This is a genomic window from Acidovorax sp. 107, from assembly GCF_003058055.1.
In the GTDB taxonomy this organism is placed as follows: domain Bacteria; phylum Pseudomonadota; class Gammaproteobacteria; order Burkholderiales; family Burkholderiaceae_C; genus Acidovorax.
The window spans coordinates 3,390,980-3,409,210 of the sequence record NZ_QBTZ01000001.1 but is presented as its reverse complement, the minus strand read 5'-3'; the positions used below and the strand labels follow the sequence as shown (position 1 = coordinate 3,409,210).

The following is an 18,231-nucleotide window of genomic DNA, read 5'->3' as shown; positions in this document are numbered from 1 at the left end:
AGTGCATTTTTCTGACTCAAAACACTGCCTTGCGCCTGTCCAGTAATCTTTGTCTGCTATCTATTCAATAGCATTTACCTGCCGCGCCCCACCACCGGCGCATGCCGCGCCATCAGCTCCGCCACCCAATCGATGAACACCCGCACCTTGGCGCTCACATGCCGTTGGGGTGGGTAGGCCACGTACAGCGGCATGGGCGCAAGCGCCCAGTCCTGCAGCAGGGCACCAGCTCGCCGGTGGCCACGTGGGGGCGGGCCATGTAGTCAGGCAGCCAGAGCACGCCCAGGCCCGCGAGGCCTGCGGCCAGGTAGGCGTTGCCGTCGTCCACGGCGCAGATGTCGTGGCCCTGGGCGCGCACGTGTTCGGTGCCACGGCGCATCTCGAACGGCAGGGGCTGGCCAGTGCGTGCCCATAGAAAACCCACGGTGCGGTGGTGCGGGCCTTCCAGCGCCTGCGGGTGCTCGGGCGCGCCCGCGCGCTGCAGGTAGCTGGGGGCGGCGTACACGCGCAGTTGCAGGTCACCCACATGGCGCGCGACGAGCGCGGGGTTGGTGAGGGGGCCGCCACGCACCACGCAGTCCACGTTGTCGCCCACCATGTCCACGGGGCGGTCGCTCACGCCCATGTGCAGGAGGATGTCGGGGTACTGCGCGTGGAACGCGGGCAGCGCGGGGATGAGGACCAGGCGCGCCAGGGGGCTGGGCACATCCACCCGCAGGCGGCCCCGGGGCGCAGCGGCGGCGGTGGAAACGCTGGCGTCGGCGTCGTCCAGGTCGGCCAGCAGGCGCACCACGCGCTCGTAGTACGCGGCACCATCGGGCGTGACCTGCACGCGCCGGGTGGTGCGGTGCAGGAGCTTCACGCGCAGGCGGGCTTCGAGCTGCTGCACCAGCTGCGTGACGGTGGTGCGGCTCAGGTGCAGGGTGAGGGCGGCCTTGGTGAAGCTGCCGGATTCCACAACGCGGGCGAAGGCCTGCAGGGCGTCAAAACGGTCCATGGCATGTAGGTCGTTGGGGCATGTTGAAGCAGCGACACGCCCACCATTGTTTGGCGATCAGGAACAGTGGTGCGCAGATTAGCCTGTTTATCAGAACAACGCACGCTTCTACAGTGCCTGCATCGCAACCCTCTGCCCTGCAGAACGAAAGGATTTCCATGCCCCAACGTGATGTTGTCTTCCCTGCAGGCCGCCAGGCGCTGTACGAGCGCAACCGCTATTCGCCCGCCGTACGTGCCAACGGTTTCTTGTTTGTCTCCGGCCAGGTGGGCAGCCGCGAAGACGGCTCGCCCGAGCCCGACCTGGCCGCGCAGGTGCGCCTGGCGTTCAGCAACCTCAATGCCGTGCTGCAGGCTGCGGGCTGCACGTTTGATGACGTGGTGGATGTGACGATGTTTGTGGTCAACCCCGAGGCGAACTTTGCAACCGTCTGGGGCGTCGTGCCCGAGTTCTGGGGCGAGGCGCCCTACCCCACGCTGACGGGCATCGGGGTGACCTGGCTGTATGGGTTTCAGTTCGAGATCAAGGTGATCGCAAAGCTGCCGGACAGCGAGGGCTGATGGCCCCGAGAAATTTGAATCAAATAGGCTGCTGGTGCTTTCACGACAAGCCCCAACAGCTATTTATTTCATAGCATCATAAGTTGGGTGCCAGCAACCGCTCCAGCACCTTCTCGTCCATGCCCCGGCGTTTTGCCATGTCGTGCAGCTGGTCTTCGCCGATCTTGCCAACGTTGAAATACACCGCATCGGGGTGGCCGATGTAGAAACCGCTCACGCTGGCCGCAGGCATCATGGCCAGGCTCTCCGTCAGGGTCATGCCGATCTCTGCGGCGTTGAGCACGCGGAACAGGTCGGTCTTGGCGCTGTGGTCCGGGCAGGCCGGGTAGCCAGGCGCGGGGCGGATGCCCTGGTACTTCTCGGCAATCATGTCGTCGTTACTCAGCGCTTCACCGGCAGCGTAGCCCCACAGGTCGGTGCGCACGCGGTGGTGCAGGCATTCGGCAAAGGCTTCGGCCAAGCGATCGGCCAGGCTCTTGAACATGATGGCGGAGTAGTCGTCCAGCGCGTCGATGAAGGCTTTTTCCTTCTTCTCCACACCTAGGCCCGCCGTCACCGCGAACAGGCCCGCGTAGTCGGCAATGCCGCTCTCCTTGGGCGCCACAAAGTCGGCGAGACACCGGCTGGGGCGGGTCACACCGTCGATGGTGTGCTTCTCGGCCTGCTGGCGCATGCCGTACCAGGTCATGGCGACTTCGGTGCGGGTGTCGTCGGTGTAGAACTCGATGTCGTCTTCGTTCACGCTGTTGGCGGGCAGCAGCGCCATCACGCCGCTGGCCGTGAGCCACCGGCCTTCGATAATCTTTTTCAGCATGGCCTGGCCGTCGGCAAACACGCGCGTGGCTTCCACGCCCACCACCTCGTCGGTCAGGATGGCAGGGTACGGGCCGGCCAGATCCCAGGTCTGGAAGAACGGGCCCCAGTCGATGTACTTGGCCAGCTCGGCCAGATCGAAGTTCTTGAACACGCGGCGGCCCAGCGCGCGCGGCACGGCGGGCTGGTAGGCCGACCAGTCCACGGGCGTCTTGTTGGCGCGGATCTTGGCCAAGGGCCACAGGGGCGTGGCTTTTTTGTTGGCGTGCTGGGTGCGCACCTTGTCGTAGTCGGCGTTCAGCTCGTCCACATAGTTCTGCACGCCATCGCCCAGCAGGCTTTGCGCCACGCTCACGCTGCGCGAGGCGTCGGGCACGTAGACCACGGGGCCTTCATAGTGCGGTGCGATCTTGACGGCGGTATGCACACGGCTGGTGGTGGCGCCGCCGATGAGCAGCGGGATCTTCTTGACGCGGAAGTGGTCGTCCTTCTGCATCTCGCCGGCCACGTACTGCATTTCTTCGAGGCTGGGCGTGATCAGGCCCGACAGGCCCACGATGTCCGCCCCCTCAACCTTGGCGCGCGCCAGAATCTCGTGACAGGGCACCATCACGCCCATGTTCACCACCTCGAAGTTGTTGCACTGGAGCACGACGGTGACGATGTTCTTGCCGATGTCGTGCACGTCGCCCTTGACGGTGGCAATGATGATCTTGCCCTTGGTCTTCACGTCACCGCCCGCGGCTTCGAGCTGGCGCTTTTCTTCTTCGATGTAGGGCAGCAGGTGGGCCACGGCGCTCTTCATCACGCGAGCGCTTTTCACCACCTGGGGCAAAAACATCTTGCCCGCGCCAAACAGGTCGCCCACCACGTTCATGCCGTCCATGAGCGGGCCTTCGATCACGTGCAGCGGGCGGCCGCCCTTGGCAACGATGGCTTGGTAAGCCTCTTCGGTGTCTTCGACGATGAAGTCGGTGATGCCGTGCACCAGCGCGTGGGAAAGGCGCTCGCCCACGGTCTTGGGGTGCTCGGGCGTGCCGCGCCATTCGAGCTTCTTGCTCTCGTCCTTGGCGCCGCTCTTGGCGGTTTCGGCGATTTCGACCAAGCGCTCACCCGCGTCGGGGCGGCGGTTGAGCACCACGTCTTCCACACGCTCGCGCAGCACGGGCTCCAGGTCGTCGTACACACCCACCATGCCGGCGTTGACGATGCCCATGTCCATGCCGGCCTTGATGGCGTGGTACAAAAACACGGTGTGGATGGCCTCGCGCACGGGGTCGTTGCCACGGAAGCTGAACGACACGTTGGACACACCGCCCGAGACCTTGGCGCCCGGCAGGTTCTGCTTGATCCAGCGCGTGGCCTCGATGAAATCGACCGCGTAGTTGTTGTGCTCCTCGATGCCGGTGGCCACCGCGAAGATGTTGGGGTCGAAGATGATGTCTTCGGGCGGGAAGCCCACCTCATCGACCAGCACGCGGTAGGCGCGCTCACAGATCTCGATCTTGCGGGCGTAGGTGTCGGCCTGGCCCACTTCGTCAAACGCCATCACCACGGCGGCAGCGCCGTAGCGCTTGACCAGCCGCGCCTCGTGCTTAAACTTCTCCACGCCCTCTTTCATGCTGATGGAGTTGACGATGCCCTTGCCCTGGATGCAGCGCAGTCCGGCCTCGATCACCTCCCACTTGGAGCTGTCCACCATGATGGGCACACGGGCGATGTCGGGCTCGGACGCGATGAGCTGCAGAAACCGCACCATGGCGGCCTTGCTGTCCAGCATGGCCTCGTCCATGTTGATGTCGATGACCTGCGCGCCGTTTTCCACCTGCTGGCGCGCCACGGCCAGGGCCTCTTCGTACTGGCCGTTCAAGATCATGCGCGCGAACGCCTTGGAGCCGGTGACGTTGGTGCGCTCGCCGATGTTGACGAACAGCGTGCCCTCGCCAATGGAGACGGGCTCCAGGCCGGACAGCTTCATGGGGGGCAGGGACGGGGCAGACGCGGACATAGGACTCACCTGTGCAGGGGCAGCAGAAAAACAGGTGAGCGTCGTTGCGGTGGGGCTTGAATAGCTTTTGGAGTGCCCAAGCCTGACGGCTTCACCATGGCGGTGGGGCCGCTGCAACGCTCCTTGGGCAAGGGCTAGATTTTACCGGGTGATACGAGCAGGCGTTCGCCGCATCAGCGCACGGGCAGGAATTGCAAGAAGCTGCCGCCCACGATGCCCTGCACATAGCTGATGGCGGCGCGGCGGTACTTTTCGGTGGTAAAGGCGGCCAGCAGGTCGAGCCGCGCGATGATCTTGCTGAACTCGCGCTCGAAGCTCAGGTTGCGGCCCTGGGCGCCGATCTCGTCGGCCAGCAGCAGGGGCTGGCCCTGGGCGTTGCGGCGCTGCGCGAGCAGCCACACGGCGGTCTCGACGTTGCGTGCGGCGTTGTAGAGGTGCTGGGCGTCCATGCCGTCGAGCAAGAAGAACTCCGTCTTGCCGCCGTGGGCGGTGATGATCATGTCGGCCGTGGCATGGATGAAGGCCGCCACGCGGTCGCCCACGAACTCGGGCGCCAGCGCCTGCGCCATGGCGGCGATGTCGCGGCGGCCCTGCAGCGGGGCCCAGGGCTGGCGCTGCAACACGGCGGTGCGCAACTGCTCCAGCGCCTGCTCTCGGCTGGTGGCGGTGCCCTTGCGCCATTCGGCGGGGTTGCGGCGGTAGAGCTTGTCGGCCAGGCGCAGCAGGCCTTCCAGGTTCTCTTGCATGGCCAGGGTGGCCATGCGGTTGGCGTCGGACTGGGCCATTTCCGCGGCATGGGTGGGCGCCCCATTCACCTCGCCGCGCGGCGTGGGAGCGTTGCTGGCACAGCCTGCCAGCGCGCAGCAGGACACCGCCACGCCAGCCCACCGGCCCGGCAATCCCCGCAGCAGCAGCAACAACAAAAACGGCCCTCTCATGGGGCCGATTATGGGTGGCGGCTGAGCGCCCCTGCCCGTCGCCGAACGGCGGTTGACATTGTTTGAAGAAGCGTGGCCTAGGCTGTTGTTACGACGCCGCCATGGCCGATGCGGGCAGGCCGAACAGGTGGTCAAACACCCAGTTGAAGACAAAGGTGTAGCAAAGGAAGAACACGATGAGCCCCAGGTCCATCACGAACGCGTGCCACAGGCTCACGCCGAACCACCAGGCAAACAGCGGCACCAGCGTGAAGACCAGGCCGCCCTCGAACCCGATGGCGTGCGCCACGCGCCGCGCCACGCTGCGCCCGCGCACGGGCTGGCGCGCCTCCCAGCGCTCGAACGCCCAGTTGAAGACGATGTTCCAGACGATGGCAATTGCCGAGGCCGCCACCGCCACCACGCTCGAATGCCCCGCACCCTGGCCCGTGAGCAGCGCCAGACCCACCGTGGCGGCGCCAATGGCGATCAGCTCGTACAAGGTCACATAGATCAGGCGGCGCTTGACGCCTTGCAGGCCAAAAAGAGTCGGTGTCTTGTCCATGGCCGGTACTTTATATTCGCTGCACTGACACATAAAGTCAGCTTATTTCAGTTTTATTGATAGATCAAACCGCCATGGCCTTCAACTCCGACAGCGTGCAGGTGTTTCTGACGGTGCTCGACCACGGCTCGTTCTCGGCCGCCGCGCGGGCGTTGTCGCGTGTGCCGTCGGCCGTGAGCATGACCATGGCCCATCTGGAGGCCGAACTGGATGTGCAGCTGTTTGACCGCAGCGGGCGCGAGCCCCGCCCCACCGCCGCCGCCCGCGCGCTGGAGCCCCAGGCCCGGCTGCTGGCGGGGCAGCTGCAGCAGCTCAACGCCCAGGCCTTGGCGCTGACCCAGGGGCTGGAGGAGCGGCTCACGCTGGCCATTGCGCCCGAGCTGCTGGCCGCGCGCTGGACGGAGGCGCTGGCGGCACTGGCACAAGAGCACCCGCTGCTGCAGATCGAGGTGCTGGCCGCGCCGCAGGTGGATGCGCTGGCACTGCTGCACAGCGGCCGCGCGCAGCTGGCGCTGGTGTTTGAGCGGCCCAGCATCGACGGGCGCGAGGGCTTTCAGGAAGTGGGCACCGAAACCCTGGTGGCGGTGATGGCGCCACAGCACCCGGTGCTGGTGGCCGCCCGCACTGCGGCCCAGGCGCGCGGCGCCCCGCCTGAAGACGCCATGCTGCGCGAGGAACACCTGACCACCACACGCCAGATCGTGGTCGCAAGCCGCGACCTGGCACAGACCGACCCGCGCTTTGTGTTTGCCCGCCACCACTGGCGCACCGACAACCACCTGGCCGCGCTGGGCCTCATCGAAGCCGGGATGGGCTGGGGCTGGCAGCCGCGCGCGCTGGTGCAGTCGCGCATCGAGGCGGGGCGGCTGGTGGAGATGCCGTTCGAGAATCTGAGCAACGGCGCCGCGCTGTGGGTGGACGTGGTGTGGTCCAAGGAGCGGCCGCTGGGCCTGGGCGCTGCGCGGTTTGTGGCGCTGATGCGGGACCAGCGCGCGTTGGAGGTCGAGCTGGCGTGAGTTACGGCCTTTTTGGGCGGTAGCGCCAGTCGATCATGCCTCTGCAGCTACTGAATTCATAGCATTGCTTTTGACGGTGGGCCAGGGGTAGTGCCGACTCTCGCCGTCCTCGGGCACCCACAGGCGGTGCGCCCACCCGCCGCGCTGCGCCAGGGCGCGCACCTGGGCGCGGGTGGTGGGGCAGTGGTCCAGGGCCTCCAGGTGGTTGACCACCACCGCGCCGGTCGTCAGCGCGGCGGCCTGCGCGACCTCCGCAGCATCCATCAAGATATCCGCGCCCAGGTCGAACTGGGCGCCACCGGCGGGCAGCACGGCCACATCGGGCCGCAGGTGCTGCAGGCAGTCGCGCACTGGGGGCGTCAGCACGGTATCGCCTGCCAGGTACACGCTGGGCTCGCCCGGCAGCTCCAGCAGGTAGCCGTGGCCATGCTCCATGAAGCGCGCCACCCAGCCCCGGCCGTGGGTGCAGGCCACGGGCGTGACCTGCCCGCCTAGCGCAAAAGGCTGGCGGCCCTCGCCCGCCAGCGGCAGCACCTGCAGGCCACGCTGCGCCAGGTAGGCGGCGTCGTGCGGCATGCAGAGGACGGGAATCTGGCGCTCGCGCAGAAACTGCTTGCCCGCGCGGTCCAGGTGGTCAAAGTGCCCACGCTGGCAATGGGTGATGAGCGCATGGGTCACGCGCTGCAGCGCCGCGTCGGCCTCGGGGGGCAAGTCCACCAGCGGGTTGCGCTGGCGCCGGGTGCCCAGGTAGCGCAGCGCAGGCAGGCTGCCCCGGGGCGCGAGCATGGGGTCCACCAGCAGGCCGACAGGGCGGCCCGCGTGCGGGAACTCCAGCAGAACGGTGGCGTTGCGCAATTGGGTGATGAGCATGGGGTGCTTTCAGTGGGAGGAGGTGCTGCCATTGTTGAAAAGCAGGCCTTCCGCGAAAATGGCGCAGATTGACAATTTCTTGCGCCTTTGTGCCACTCATGGTTTCTCCAACATCCGTACCCCAGCCGCCCCTGCGCGTGGCACTGCTGCTCTACCCGGGCTGCATGCCCGCCGGCCTGTTTGCGGCGGCAGACATGGCACGCGCCGCCAACCTGCGTGCGCAGGCCAGCGTGATGGACATCTGCTGGGCGGGGGTGGACCTGTTGCCCGTGCCCACCTGGCAGGGCCCCCCGCTGGCCCCCACCGTGGCGCTGCAGCAGGCTGAGGCCGATGTAGTGTTGGCGCCGGGCCTGTGGCTCTCGTCGGCCGACCAGCTGCAAGGGCCGCTGCAGCAGCTGGCCCCGGTGGTGCAGGCCTTGCGCGCGCTGCCCCGGCGCACGCAGGTGTGGAGCTACTGCGCGGGCGTGGTGCTGGCGGCCGCCAGCGGGCGGCTGCGCGGCCAGGGGGCTACGGCCACCTGGTGGTTGCGTGCCGCGCTGGAGCAGCAGTTCGCGCAGGTGGACTGGCGCTTTGACGAGCCGCTGGTGGCCGGCCCCACCGCCACCACGGCCGCCGGGGCCAATGGCTACCTGCCGCTGATGCTGCACGCGCTGGCCGCTCGCCTGTCACCCCAGGCGCTGACCGACCTGCAGGAGCTGCTGATGCTGCCCCGCCCCCGCACGGCGCACCCGGCATTTGCCGGGCATGACCTGATGACGCTGGCAGACGCCGACCTGCGCCGCGCCATGCTGTGGGTGCAGCGCAGCCCCGCCGCCGATCTGCGGCTGCCCGCGCTGGCCCAGGCGCTGGGCCTCTCGCCCCGCACACTGGCGCGGCGAGTGCAGGCCCACACGGGCCTGACGGCGGCCCTGTGGATGCGCCGCATCAAGCTGCGCCAGGCCAGCGAGGCGCTGTGCGACACGCCGCTGCCGCTCAAGCGCATTGCCGAAGACCTGGGCTTTGCCAGCGAAGCCGGACTGCACCGCGCGTTCCGCCAGGCCACAGGGCAGACGCCGCTGGCCTACCGCATGGCGCATGGCGCGCGCTGAGCGGCCCGTGCGGCCAGTTTCAAGCCCAATCAGCCTCAAGCGCTAGTGAATCATGCGCAAATAGCTATCACTTTAGTAGCATCCCATTTTCGCAAGAAAGGAAAACCACGCCCACGCTGCTGGCGTACGATGGCCCATCGAGGAGCCCGCATGAACCACCCGTTTCACAGCAGCAACAAAGACGTGGCCCAGCGCTGGTCGCAATGGCAGCCGGACGCCCTGCAGCATGACGACGACCCGCAGCCCGATGGCCGGCCCGAGCGGCGCAAGGCGGGCAAGCACAGTCGCACGGTGTCGCTGAAGGACTTTGATCCGTCGGCCAAACCGTTTTCGCTGGGCGACAAGCTCAAGGACAAGACCGTCACCGAGTCACTCGCGCAGGAGCTGGACACGCTGCAGAACCTGTTTTACGCCGACAAACGCTACAAGCTGCTGGTGGTGCTGCAAGGCACCGACACAGCCGGCAAGGACGGCACGATCCGGGGCGTGTTTGGCCGCATGAGCGCGCTGGGCGTGCACACCGTGGGCTGGAAGGCGCCCACCGAGGCCGAGCTGGCGCACGACTACCTTTGGCGCATTCACCAGCAAGTGCCGCAGGCGGGTGAGATCACGGTATTCAACCGCAGCCACTACGAGGACGTGCTGGTGCCCGTGGTGAATGGCTGGATCACGCCCGAGCAGCACCAGCAGCGCCTGGCGCACATCAACGACTTCGAGCGCATGCTCAGCGAGACTGGCACCGTCGTGCTCAAGTTCATGCTGCACATCAGCGCCGACGAGCAGCGCGAACGCCTGCAGGAGCGCCTGGACGACCCGACCAAGCACTGGAAGTTTTCGATGGGCGACATCGAGGCCCGCAAGCAGTGGAGCCAGTACCAGAAGGCCTATGAGATGCTGCTGGCCGCCACGCACACGCCCTGGGCGCCGTGGACCATCGTGCCCGCCAACTCCAAGACCCACCGCAACCTGATGATCGCCACGCTGGTGCGCGAGGTGCTCACCGGCCTGGACCTGCGCTACCCGCCGGGCGACCCGGCGCTGCAGCAGATACGCATCGAATAGCCCAGCCCCGCACGCTGCCCGCGCGGGGGATCGGCGGGCCGGGCAGGCCGGGCGCTGGGCTTACTGCAGCTTGTGGCCGCAGTGCTCGCAAAAACGGTCGTCCGCGTGCACCACGCCCGCGCATTGGGGGCAACGGTTGCCCGGGTGCGCGGCCACGGCGGCGCTGGTGGCGCCAGCAGCAGCGGCGGCGACCACGGGTGCAGCAGCGGGGGCCACCGGAGTCTGCGCCTTGTCCTTGAGCTCGGCCACACGGGCGTTGACGTCGTTCAGCGCGGAGTCGGTGGACGAGCGGATGGTGCTCCGGTCCACCTTGTCCGAGAACTCGCACCAGGTGAGCACGCCCACCATCAGCGGCAGCAAGAACACGAAGGCCGACGCGGTGACAAACACCAGCACGTACCCGATGCCCGCGCCCACCCAGTGGCTGCTGCCGTAGCCCCCCACCAGTGCATCCCAGTCCAGCCCCATGCCCGTTCCGATGATGGGTGCCGCCATGCCCCCCACGATGGCGCTGGAGACGCCGACCAGGCCGAACACCAGGGCCGCAAAAATGCCCGACAGCAGCAGGCCGCCGATGATCTTGCCGATGGCCGCAAACGGGTGGTTGCGGGTGATGCCCCAGGTGATGGACAACGCGTGCATCACCCGCTCGCCATCCCAGATCGCAGGGCCCACGATGGACACGGCCACGTAGTACCCCAGCAGCGCCAGCGCCACCGTGAGCACCAGCAGCGGCACCGCCACCACCAGCAGCACGGGGCCGATGCCTGGCAGCTTGCACACCAGCAGCACCAGCGCCACGCCCAGCAGCACTGCGCCGTACAGCAGCAGCATCAACAGCCCGGCGCCCAGCAGCTTGGGCAGGCTGAACAGGCCCGCCACGCAGTAGCTCAGCACGCCCCGGTAGGGGCGGCCGCGCGCCAGGTCGGTGAGGCACACCCCGGCACCGCTGGTGCCCGCAATCACGAGCACCAGGGCCAGCAACCCCAGCAGCACGGGGAAGACGATGGACACATGGCCCACCATGCTGCCCAGAGCGGCCAGCAGCGCTGCGGCGAGGTAGGACGCGCCCATCACAGCCACGGCCTGCCAGCAGGTCAGCGCCTCGGGCAGGCGGAAGATCGAATACGGGTGGTCATCGCTGGGCAGAAATCGCTGGGGGTGGTTCATGTGGGGATCCCTCTCTGGGTGTCGTTATGTATGTCGTCCGCATGGGCGGTCATTGGCCCGGCGGGCACTCGGGGATGCGGCCCCAGGCGTCGCCGCAGAAGTTCTGCCGCGTGCGCGCCAGGCAGGTCGCACGCGACAGCTCGTTGCCCATGGCGGCGCACTGGGCCAGCGCGCCGCGCAGGCGCGCCAGACTGTCGGCGGGCGACGCCGCGGGCCGGGCCGCTGAGGGCCAGGGCGCGTCGTCGTTGGGTGCTGCGGGGCGCGGTTTGGCGGAGCCAGGTGGCGGGGCGGCATCGGCCACGCGGGGCACAGTGACCGGGGTGAACGCGGGTTCGGCCGCCGCTGGCGCAGGCACCGGCCCCGATGCCGGTGCAGCGATGGCGCCGACCGGCGCCGGTGCAGCGGCTGCAGCGCGCGCACGCTCGGACTCGATGATTTCTTCCACCGGCTCGGCGCGGGCGGGTGCAGACTCCGCCACGCCCGGGGTGTCCGGCACGCCTGCCGGCGCCACCACGGCAGGGGCCGGGGGCGTGGCCGGCGCGGCATCGGGCCGACCCAGCAGATACCAGCCCGCAGCGCCCGCCACGGCCAGCAGCGCCACCGCCGCCAACGCATAGGCCCCGGCGGGCCGCTGGCGGGCGCGGGGTGCATGGGGGTGCTCATCGTCATCGAACACAAAGTCCATCGGCGCTGCGGCTGCGGGTGTCGACAGGGACGCCCCTGCAGGGAGGGCGCCGGTGGCGAGGGGCTCGGTGTGCTGTCGGGGTACGGGGTCGGAAGCGGCCGCGATCACGGGGGCCATAACGGACTCGGTCATCGACGCGGCAATGGGCTCCACCGTGGGGTGGAAAGTCGGCTCGACCAGCGGATCCGCAACGGCGTCGGCCGCAGGCACGGCGGCCGGTGCGGGCGCTGCCACGGCCACAGGCTCGGGCGCCACCTCCGTCGGCACGGTCGACGGCACCAGCGAGTGCCCGCACTGCGCACAAAAACGCGCTGCTGGCTTGTTGCGGGCCTGGCATTGCGGGCAGGCGGTGGTCAGCTCGGCGCCACAGGTGGTGCAGCAGCGCGCGCTGTCACGGTTGTCGCCATGGCAGGCAGGACATGTCACGCTCATTCAGATCCCTCTCTTTTCAAAAACCTGGGTGTCCGGCTCTGCGTCCGGTCGGCTGAGTCTAGGGGCAATGGATGGCCCGGAGATGACCGTGCCGTTCTGCAGCGTTTTACCCCGCGCGGATTGCCGCACTGCAGCATCGGAAGCATGTCGGCAATGTATGCATTAAACGCATAACCCACAAACACACCGGCCTTGGACAGTGCCCCGGGCCAGGCATAAGCTTCGCAGCCTGAACTGATCCCACAAGGAAATTCACCATGTCAAACCCTGTCGGCGCCCCCGCCGCACAATCCCACCCCCTGCCCTCGTACCTGCAGGCCGACCACCTCGGCCCCTGGGGCAACTACCTGCAGCAGGTGGACCGCGTCACCCCTTACCTGGGCAGCCTGGCGCGCTGGGTGGAAACGCTCAAGCGCCCCAAGCGCATCCTGATCGTGGACGTGCCGATCGAGCTGGACAACGGCACCATCGCCCACTACGAAGGCTACCGCGTGCAGCACAACCTGAGCCGGGGCCCCGGCAAGGGTGGCGTGCGTTTTCACCAGGACGTGACGCTGTCGGAAGTGATGGCCCTGTCGGCCTGGATGTCGGTGAAAAACGCGGCGGTGAACGTGCCTTACGGCGGCGCCAAGGGCGGCATCCGTGTGGACCCCAAGAAGCTGTCGATGGGTGAACTGGAGCGCCTGACGCGCCGCTACACCAGCGAGATCGGCCTGCTGATCGGCCCGTCCAAGGACATCCCTGCACCCGACGTGAACACCAACGGGCAGATCATGGCCTGGATGATGGACACCTACTCGATGAACGTGGGCGCCACCGCCACCGGCGTGGTCACCGGCAAGCCTGTGGACCTGGGCGGCTCGCTGGGCCGTGTGGAAGCCACCGGCCGCGGCGTGTTCACCGTGGGCGTGGAAGCCGCCAAGCTGACCGGCCTGGCGCTGGACGGCGCCCGCGTGGCCGTGCAGGGCTTTGGCAACGTGGGCGGCATTGCCGCCAAGCTGTTTGCAGAAGCGGGCGCCAAGGTGGTGGCGGTGCAAGACCACACCGGCACCATCTTCAACAGCAAGGGCGTGGATGTGCCCGCGCTGCTGGCGCATGTGAAGGCCCGGGGCGGCGTGGGCGGCTTTGCCGGCGCCGATGTGATGAAGGCCGAAGAGTTCTGGGGTGTGGATTGCGAGATCCTGATCCCCGCCGCGCTGGAAGGCCAGATCACCAAAGACAACGCGGGCCAGATCAAGGCCAAGCTCGTGATCGAAGGCGCCAACGGCCCCACGACCACCGAGGCCGACGACATCCTGCACGACAAGGGCGTGCTGGTGCTGCCCGACGTGATCGCCAATGCGGGCGGCGTGACGGTGAGCTACTTTGAATGGGTGCAGGACTTCTCCAGCTTCTTCTGGAGCGAGGACGAGATCAACGCCCGCCTGGTGCGCATCATGCAAGAGGCCTTTGCGGGCATCTGGCAAGTGGCGCAAGAGCACAAGGTGAGCCTGCGCACCGCCACCTTCATCGTGGCCTGCCAGCGCATCCTGCACGCGCGCGAAATGCGCGGTCTGTATCCATAAGCTCTGCGCAACACGCTGTGCAAGCCTGAGCAAGCACCGGCGCATCACGCCGTTGGCTTGCCCCAAGACCGCCAGATGCCGTGACCCGGCCCTGGCGGTTTTTTGTTCGCGCTTTCGCCAGAGATGCCCTGTACGTATCGAGCGGAAAGTGTGCGCTACGCATCGGGACGGCTGCAAGGCGCAAAGTACAGCCACAGCCGGTAGCTACCCCGAGCCTTCGCAACGCCACAGGCAGCCCCAGGCCACAGAGGCACAGGGCGCGGTGATTCTTGCGGGGGACCCCTACGGGTTTCCTGCCAGCGGCACGGGCCCCACGGGCTCGGGCGGCAGCACGCCGCGCATCGCCATGCAAAACGGCTGCACGCATGCGGCCCGCGCTGCGTAAGGGCAGCCTGCGGTGTCGCACAGGCCCGATGCGCCATTGCGTGCACGCTCGTCCTCGCGCGGCACCTGGCCGCTGGCTTGCAGCACGGCCATCTGGGTCCAAGGGTCCAGGCGGCCGGTGGCCTGCTGCAGCATGTCGCGGCCGTAGACGGTGGCGGCCAGTTGCGGTTGCAGGTCCAGCACCAGCAGCGCGCTGGTGCGCGGCGCGGCAGCATCCATGCCCTGCAACACCAAGGCCATCACCCCCGATTGCAACGCCTGGCCCCCGCCCGCATAAGGCACCTGCAGCGCACCACCCGCAGCGGTGGCGCCCACGCCCAGGCTTGCGCCAGCTGGCACCGCCGCCGCGCCCGCAGCGGCGGGCGACGCCTGGGCCGCCAGCCAAGGCACCGGGGCACGCAAGGTGAGCGCCAGCCCGCGCGGCCCCTCGGGGGTCGCTACCACGCCCTGGCGCACCAGCCAGGTCTGCAGCGGCGGCTGGTCGGCATCCAGCGCCCCGCTCTCCAGCGCCTGCGCCATGCCAATGGGCCAGGGCTGTGCGGCCACCACGCGCTGCGGCACCCCGGCCTGCGCCGTCACCTGCGCCACCAGCGCGCTGACCATGCGCAGCAACGGCGTGCCAAGGCCCGACGCAGGCCAGGTTGCCGCGCCCGTGGCAGAGGCCGCCGGTGCAGCCGCATTGCCTGGCGCCGCTGCGGTGGCGCCACGGGGCAGCGCCGGTGACAAACCAGCCTGTGCAGCGCCGTCGCCCCTGGCGCCCGGTACACCGCCATCGGCCCCGCCAGGCCGGCGCGGGTCGAAGCCCGCCGCCAGCTGTTCACGCGCCTGGGGCGAGATGCTGGCCTGATCCGCCGGTGTAGGCAGCGGTCCGCCGGGCGGACTGGGCGATGTGACAGAGGGAGGCGGCGCGCTGGGGTCTGCGATAGGCAACGGTGCGGGGGCCGCGGGTTTGGGTTTGTCCAGCCCCAGCAACGCCGTCTGCCGCTGCAGCGCCGCCTCGGCCAAGAACTGGGCCACGGGCGGCAGGGCGCTGCGGGTAGGGTCGATGGGGAGGGACATGCCGGACACTCAGGGGGGACGAATGCCCGATTCTGTAGTGATTCACACGACATGAACAGCGCCCGCCAGCGCTTTGGCCCCCGGCACTTTGCGCAGTGTCCTTCCCTCATCCGGGCGGGCGCTGGGGGACCAGCGGGCTGGCAATCGCTACCAAATTCATAGCTACATCGCCAATATTCACTGGCGCTGCAGCCCATTTACTTCCAAATGCCGTCTGTAGAAGGGGGATGAGCCGCTCCGGCGCGCCCGAGCCCTTTCTAGGGCAGCGCCTTCACCCCCTCAAACGCCGCGTTCAATGCCGCCTCGGCGGCCAGCAGGCGCTGCCGAGCCTCACCCGACCAGACGCGGTCTTTGGCAAGAACGTCCTTGGCGACGGCCACCATGCGGGTGACCTCCTGGGGCTGCGGTCCGCCTGTGCCGGTGCGGGTGGCCACCATTTCTGCGGGAGACAAAGCGCGGCGGAATTCCTTTTCCGTGAGCGGCAGGCGCTGGTCCTTGATGTCGTACTTTTTGCCCGCTTCGCGGTAGATGCGCACGGCTTCGGCGTACGGAAAGTCCTTGGGCCGGATGTTGCGTTCCTTGGCATACACCACCACATCCGACGCAAAGTGGTGGCCCACCCGGAACGGAATGGCATGGGTGCGCTGCAGGGTTTCGGCCAGCTCCATCGACGTGGTCCATTCGGATTCGAGTTCGTCCAGCGCGCGGGCCGGGTCGATGCGCAGCGAGTCCAGCACATCGGCCAGCTGCTGCAGCATCTCCACGCCCTGCACAAAGGTCTTGGCGCTGCCGGGGCTCCAGGTGTTCTTGTAGTCGATCATGCCGGGCGTGACGTTATGGGCGCGCCACAGCGATGCCTGGGCCGACGCCACCACATCGCTGGCCTTGGCGCGGGTGTTCTGGATGATGCCCGGGTTCGCCTTTTGCGGCATGGCGCTGCTGGTGTAGGTCTTCCCGCTGGCCAGCAGCAGCCATGGCCGGGTCTGGTGGTACTGGGTGTGCACGTCCTGCATGAACGCGCCCACGCGGATCGCCGTGGAGCTGGCGATGGACGTGGCCTCGATAGGAATGTCGTACGTGCTGATCTGCCCCGCATCCAGCGAGTTGACGATGAGCCCGTCAAACCCCAGCAGCTGTGCGAGGCGCTCGCGGTTGATGCTCCAGCTGGAGTTGGCCAACACGGCCGTGCCCATGGGGCTGAGGTTGATGCGCGCGTAGGCCTCGCGGATGCGTGCAGAGTCGCGCGCAAACGAATCGGCAAACGCCATCAGGTAGTGCCCGTAGCTGATGGGCATGGCCTGCACGCCGTTGGTGTAGGCGGGCACATAGGTGGCGGTGTGCGCCTGGGCGATGGTGATGAGCCGTGCGCGCACCTGGTCCAGGGCATCGGCAAAGTCCAGCATCTCCAGCCGCAACTGCGCAGCGTTCAGGGTGGAGTGGATGTCCTGGCGGCTGCGCCCGGTGTGGATCAGTGTGGCCTCGGGGCCCACGGCGTCGGTGATGATTTTCTCGACCTGCAGCACATCGGTGGGGCGCTTACCACCCGGGGCCGTCGCCTGCGTGATCGACAGCTCCACACCGCGCGCGATGCGGCCTGCCTGGGCTTTGGGGATGATGCCTTGCTCCACGTTGACCACGGTCGATGCCATGTTGATGCGGCCAAACCAGTAGAAGGTGTCCTGCGACTTGGACAGGGCGCTGGTGGCATCGCCCTTGACCAGGCCCTGGATCTTGGCGACCTGCGCCTGGCATTCGGCCGTGGTCTTGCAGGCCGTGTCCAGGGTGTCTGCAGCCTGTGCCTGACCCATGGCCAGGATGGCGCCCACGACCGGGGCGAGCAGGAAGCGGGTGGGGCGCAAGATGATCGTGCGCGCAGGGCGGCGCTGAGGCGATAGCATGGGGTTTTGTCTCCTGAGCTCCCGCTCAGCCAGCGGTGGGCTGGTGCGGGAATAAGATTCGTTAATTGAATGAACCCAGCATGGGCTTGCACCCTACTGGCCCCGGAATCGTTCCACAACGGTCCCAGCAAGGCCAATGCTTCTTTTTCAATTGAATTCATTTTTTGAATAGCCCATGCCAGACTTGACGCCCTCGGTCCTGTTCAACCGCATCCTGGGGCGCGTGCGCCTCAAGCACCTGCAGCTGGCCATTGCGATTGCCGACCTGCAAAGCCTGCACCGCGCGGCCTCTTCCATTGGCCTGAGCCAGCCCGCAGCGACCCACGCACTGGTCGAGCTGGAAAGTTCTCTGGGCGGCCCCCTGTTCGAGAGGCACTCCAAGGGCATGCGGTTGACCCGCCTGGGAGAAGCGATCTTGCCGCTGCTGCGGGCCTCGCTGGTTCCGCTTCAGGCGGTTGCAGGCAATGCGGCGCTGATGCAGCAAGGGGCGGGGTCCGCATTGATCCGCATCGGCAGCATCGCGGCGGGTATCAATGGGCTGCTGGCGGCGGCGATCCCGGCTTACTTCGCCAAGCACCCTGACGCCGCCATCGATGTCCACGAAGTCACGATCGACAATTTGCTGGAGAGCATCCAGGAGGGCACGCTGGACCTGGCGATCTGCCGCGAACCGGCCCCGCTGCCGCAGGGGTTCGAGTTTCGCGCCGCGCTGCGGGATGAGTTCGTGGTGGCCTGTCGCCCCCGGCACCCGCTGGCCCGGCAGGCCGCCGTCACGGCCGCTGAGCTGCTGGCGCAGCGCTGGCTGGCCCCACCGCTCACGGGGCTGGGGCCCCAGCAGGTCGAGAATCTTTTCGACGATCTGGGCGGCGTGCCCGAACTGTGCAGGGTGTCGAGCCGCTCGACAGAAATCATCTACGCCATGCTGACCGAGAGCGACATGCTCGTTTGCGCACCAGCAAGCCTTCTGCGGCCGTTGGTACAGCGCAAAGAACTGGCCGTTCTATCGTGGAGACCCCAGGGTGTGGGGCCTCTTGGCGTGCTGGTCAAAACGGATGTGCTCGCCAACCCGGCCCATTCTTGCCACGCATTCATCGAGCACGTGCTCTCCCTGTCGGCTTGACCGAGACGTGCCGCGGCGCATC

14 protein-coding genes, 1 pseudogene and 1 riboswitch are annotated in these 18,231 nt (G+C 67.6%); of the genes and pseudogenes, 6 read left to right on the top strand and 9 right to left on the bottom strand.

Annotated elements, in window-relative coordinates; translation table 11 throughout:
* Positions 1-74: 74 nt before the first annotated feature.
* Positions 75-997: pseudogene (locus tag C8C99_RS15865) on the bottom strand (LysR family transcriptional regulator).
* A 158-nt stretch (positions 998-1,155) separates the two neighbouring features.
* Between C8C99_RS15865 and C8C99_RS15860 the strand changes: the two are divergent.
* Positions 1,156-1,557 (top strand): RidA family protein, encoded by a 402-nt coding sequence (locus tag C8C99_RS15860; protein WP_108626262.1) that lies wholly within the window; start codon positions 1,156-1,158, stop codon positions 1,555-1,557.
* A 76-nt stretch (positions 1,558-1,633) separates the two neighbouring features.
* On the opposite strand, the gene metH is transcribed toward C8C99_RS15860, so the two are convergent.
* The 3 genes from metH to C8C99_RS15845 form a co-directional block, all read right to left on the bottom strand.
* Positions 1,634-4,387 (bottom strand): methionine synthase, encoded by a 2,754-nt coding sequence (gene metH, locus C8C99_RS15855; protein ID WP_255411688.1) that lies wholly within the window; start codon positions 4,385-4,387, stop codon positions 1,634-1,636.
* A gap of 20 nt (positions 4,388-4,407) precedes the next feature.
* Positions 4,408-4,509: riboswitch (S-adenosyl-L-homocysteine riboswitch) on the bottom strand.
* Positions 4,510-4,551: 42 nt separating this feature from the next.
* Entirely contained in the window at positions 4,552-5,316 is a 765-nt protein-coding gene (locus tag C8C99_RS15850) for a hypothetical protein (protein ID WP_108626260.1), read from the bottom strand.
* Between the two features lie 88 nt (positions 5,317-5,404).
* Complete coding sequence (locus tag C8C99_RS15845) at positions 5,405-5,860, bottom strand: PACE efflux transporter (protein ID WP_108626259.1); 456 nt, start codon at positions 5,858-5,860, stop codon at positions 5,405-5,407.
* 74 nt (positions 5,861-5,934) lie between these two features.
* On the opposite strand from C8C99_RS15845, the gene C8C99_RS15840 reads away from it, so the two are divergent.
* Positions 5,935-6,876, top strand: a complete 942-nt coding sequence (locus C8C99_RS15840; RefSeq protein ID WP_056643307.1) for a LysR family transcriptional regulator — start codon at positions 5,935-5,937, stop codon at positions 6,874-6,876.
* Positions 6,877-6,909: 33 nt separating this feature from the next.
* Here C8C99_RS15840 and C8C99_RS15835 read toward each other — a convergent pair whose 3' ends face one another.
* Positions 6,910-7,746 carry an MBL fold metallo-hydrolase gene (locus tag C8C99_RS15835; protein WP_056643310.1) on the bottom strand — a complete coding sequence of 279 codons (837 nt, stop codon included), beginning with the start codon at positions 7,744-7,746 and terminating at the stop codon, positions 6,910-6,912.
* Positions 7,747-7,844: 98 nt separating this feature from the next.
* Here C8C99_RS15835 and C8C99_RS15830 point away from each other — a divergent pair, with 98 nt between their 5' ends.
* Both C8C99_RS15830 and C8C99_RS15825 read left to right on the top strand, forming a co-directional pair.
* Entirely contained in the window at positions 7,845-8,834 is a 990-nt protein-coding gene (locus C8C99_RS15830) for a GlxA family transcriptional regulator (protein WP_056643313.1), read from the top strand.
* A 150-nt stretch (positions 8,835-8,984) separates the two neighbouring features.
* Positions 8,985-9,896: a PPK2 family polyphosphate kinase gene (locus tag C8C99_RS15825; protein WP_056643316.1), complete on the top strand. Its 912-nt coding sequence runs from the start codon at positions 8,985-8,987 to the stop codon at positions 9,894-9,896.
* A 60-nt stretch (positions 9,897-9,956) separates the two neighbouring features.
* On the opposite strand, the gene C8C99_RS15820 is transcribed toward C8C99_RS15825, so the two are convergent.
* Positions 9,957-11,066, bottom strand: a complete 1,110-nt coding sequence (locus C8C99_RS15820; protein ID WP_056643319.1) for a zinc ribbon domain-containing protein — start codon at positions 11,064-11,066, stop codon at positions 9,957-9,959.
* Between the two features lie 49 nt (positions 11,067-11,115).
* The gene (locus tag C8C99_RS15815) at positions 11,116-12,183 is read right to left on the bottom strand and encodes a zinc ribbon domain-containing protein (protein ID WP_056643322.1); all 1,068 of its coding nucleotides are present in this window, start codon (positions 12,181-12,183) and stop codon (positions 11,116-11,118) included.
* 257 nt (positions 12,184-12,440) lie between these two features.
* Between C8C99_RS15815 and C8C99_RS15810 the strand changes: the two genes are divergently transcribed.
* Complete coding sequence (locus tag C8C99_RS15810) at positions 12,441-13,748, top strand: Glu/Leu/Phe/Val dehydrogenase (RefSeq protein ID WP_056643325.1); 1,308 nt, start codon at positions 12,441-12,443, stop codon at positions 13,746-13,748.
* A gap of 282 nt (positions 13,749-14,030) precedes the next feature.
* Here C8C99_RS15810 and C8C99_RS15805 read toward each other — a convergent pair whose 3' ends face one another.
* Both C8C99_RS15805 and C8C99_RS15800 read right to left on the bottom strand, forming a co-directional pair.
* A complete protein-coding gene (locus tag C8C99_RS15805) occupies positions 14,031-15,191 on the bottom strand; it encodes a hypothetical protein (RefSeq protein ID WP_108626257.1) in 1,161 nt (386 codons plus the stop codon).
* Positions 15,192-15,448: 257 nt separating this feature from the next.
* Positions 15,449-17,089, bottom strand: coding sequence for an argininosuccinate lyase (locus C8C99_RS15800; protein WP_199226432.1), 1,641 nt, complete (start codon positions 17,087-17,089; stop codon positions 15,449-15,451).
* Positions 17,090-17,264: 175 nt separating this feature from the next.
* Here C8C99_RS15800 and C8C99_RS15795 point away from each other — a divergent pair, with 175 nt between their 5' ends.
* Complete coding sequence (locus tag C8C99_RS15795; RefSeq protein ID WP_108626256.1) at positions 17,265-18,209, top strand: LysR family transcriptional regulator; 945 nt, start codon at positions 17,265-17,267, stop codon at positions 18,207-18,209.
* Positions 18,210-18,231: the final 22 nt, after the last annotated feature.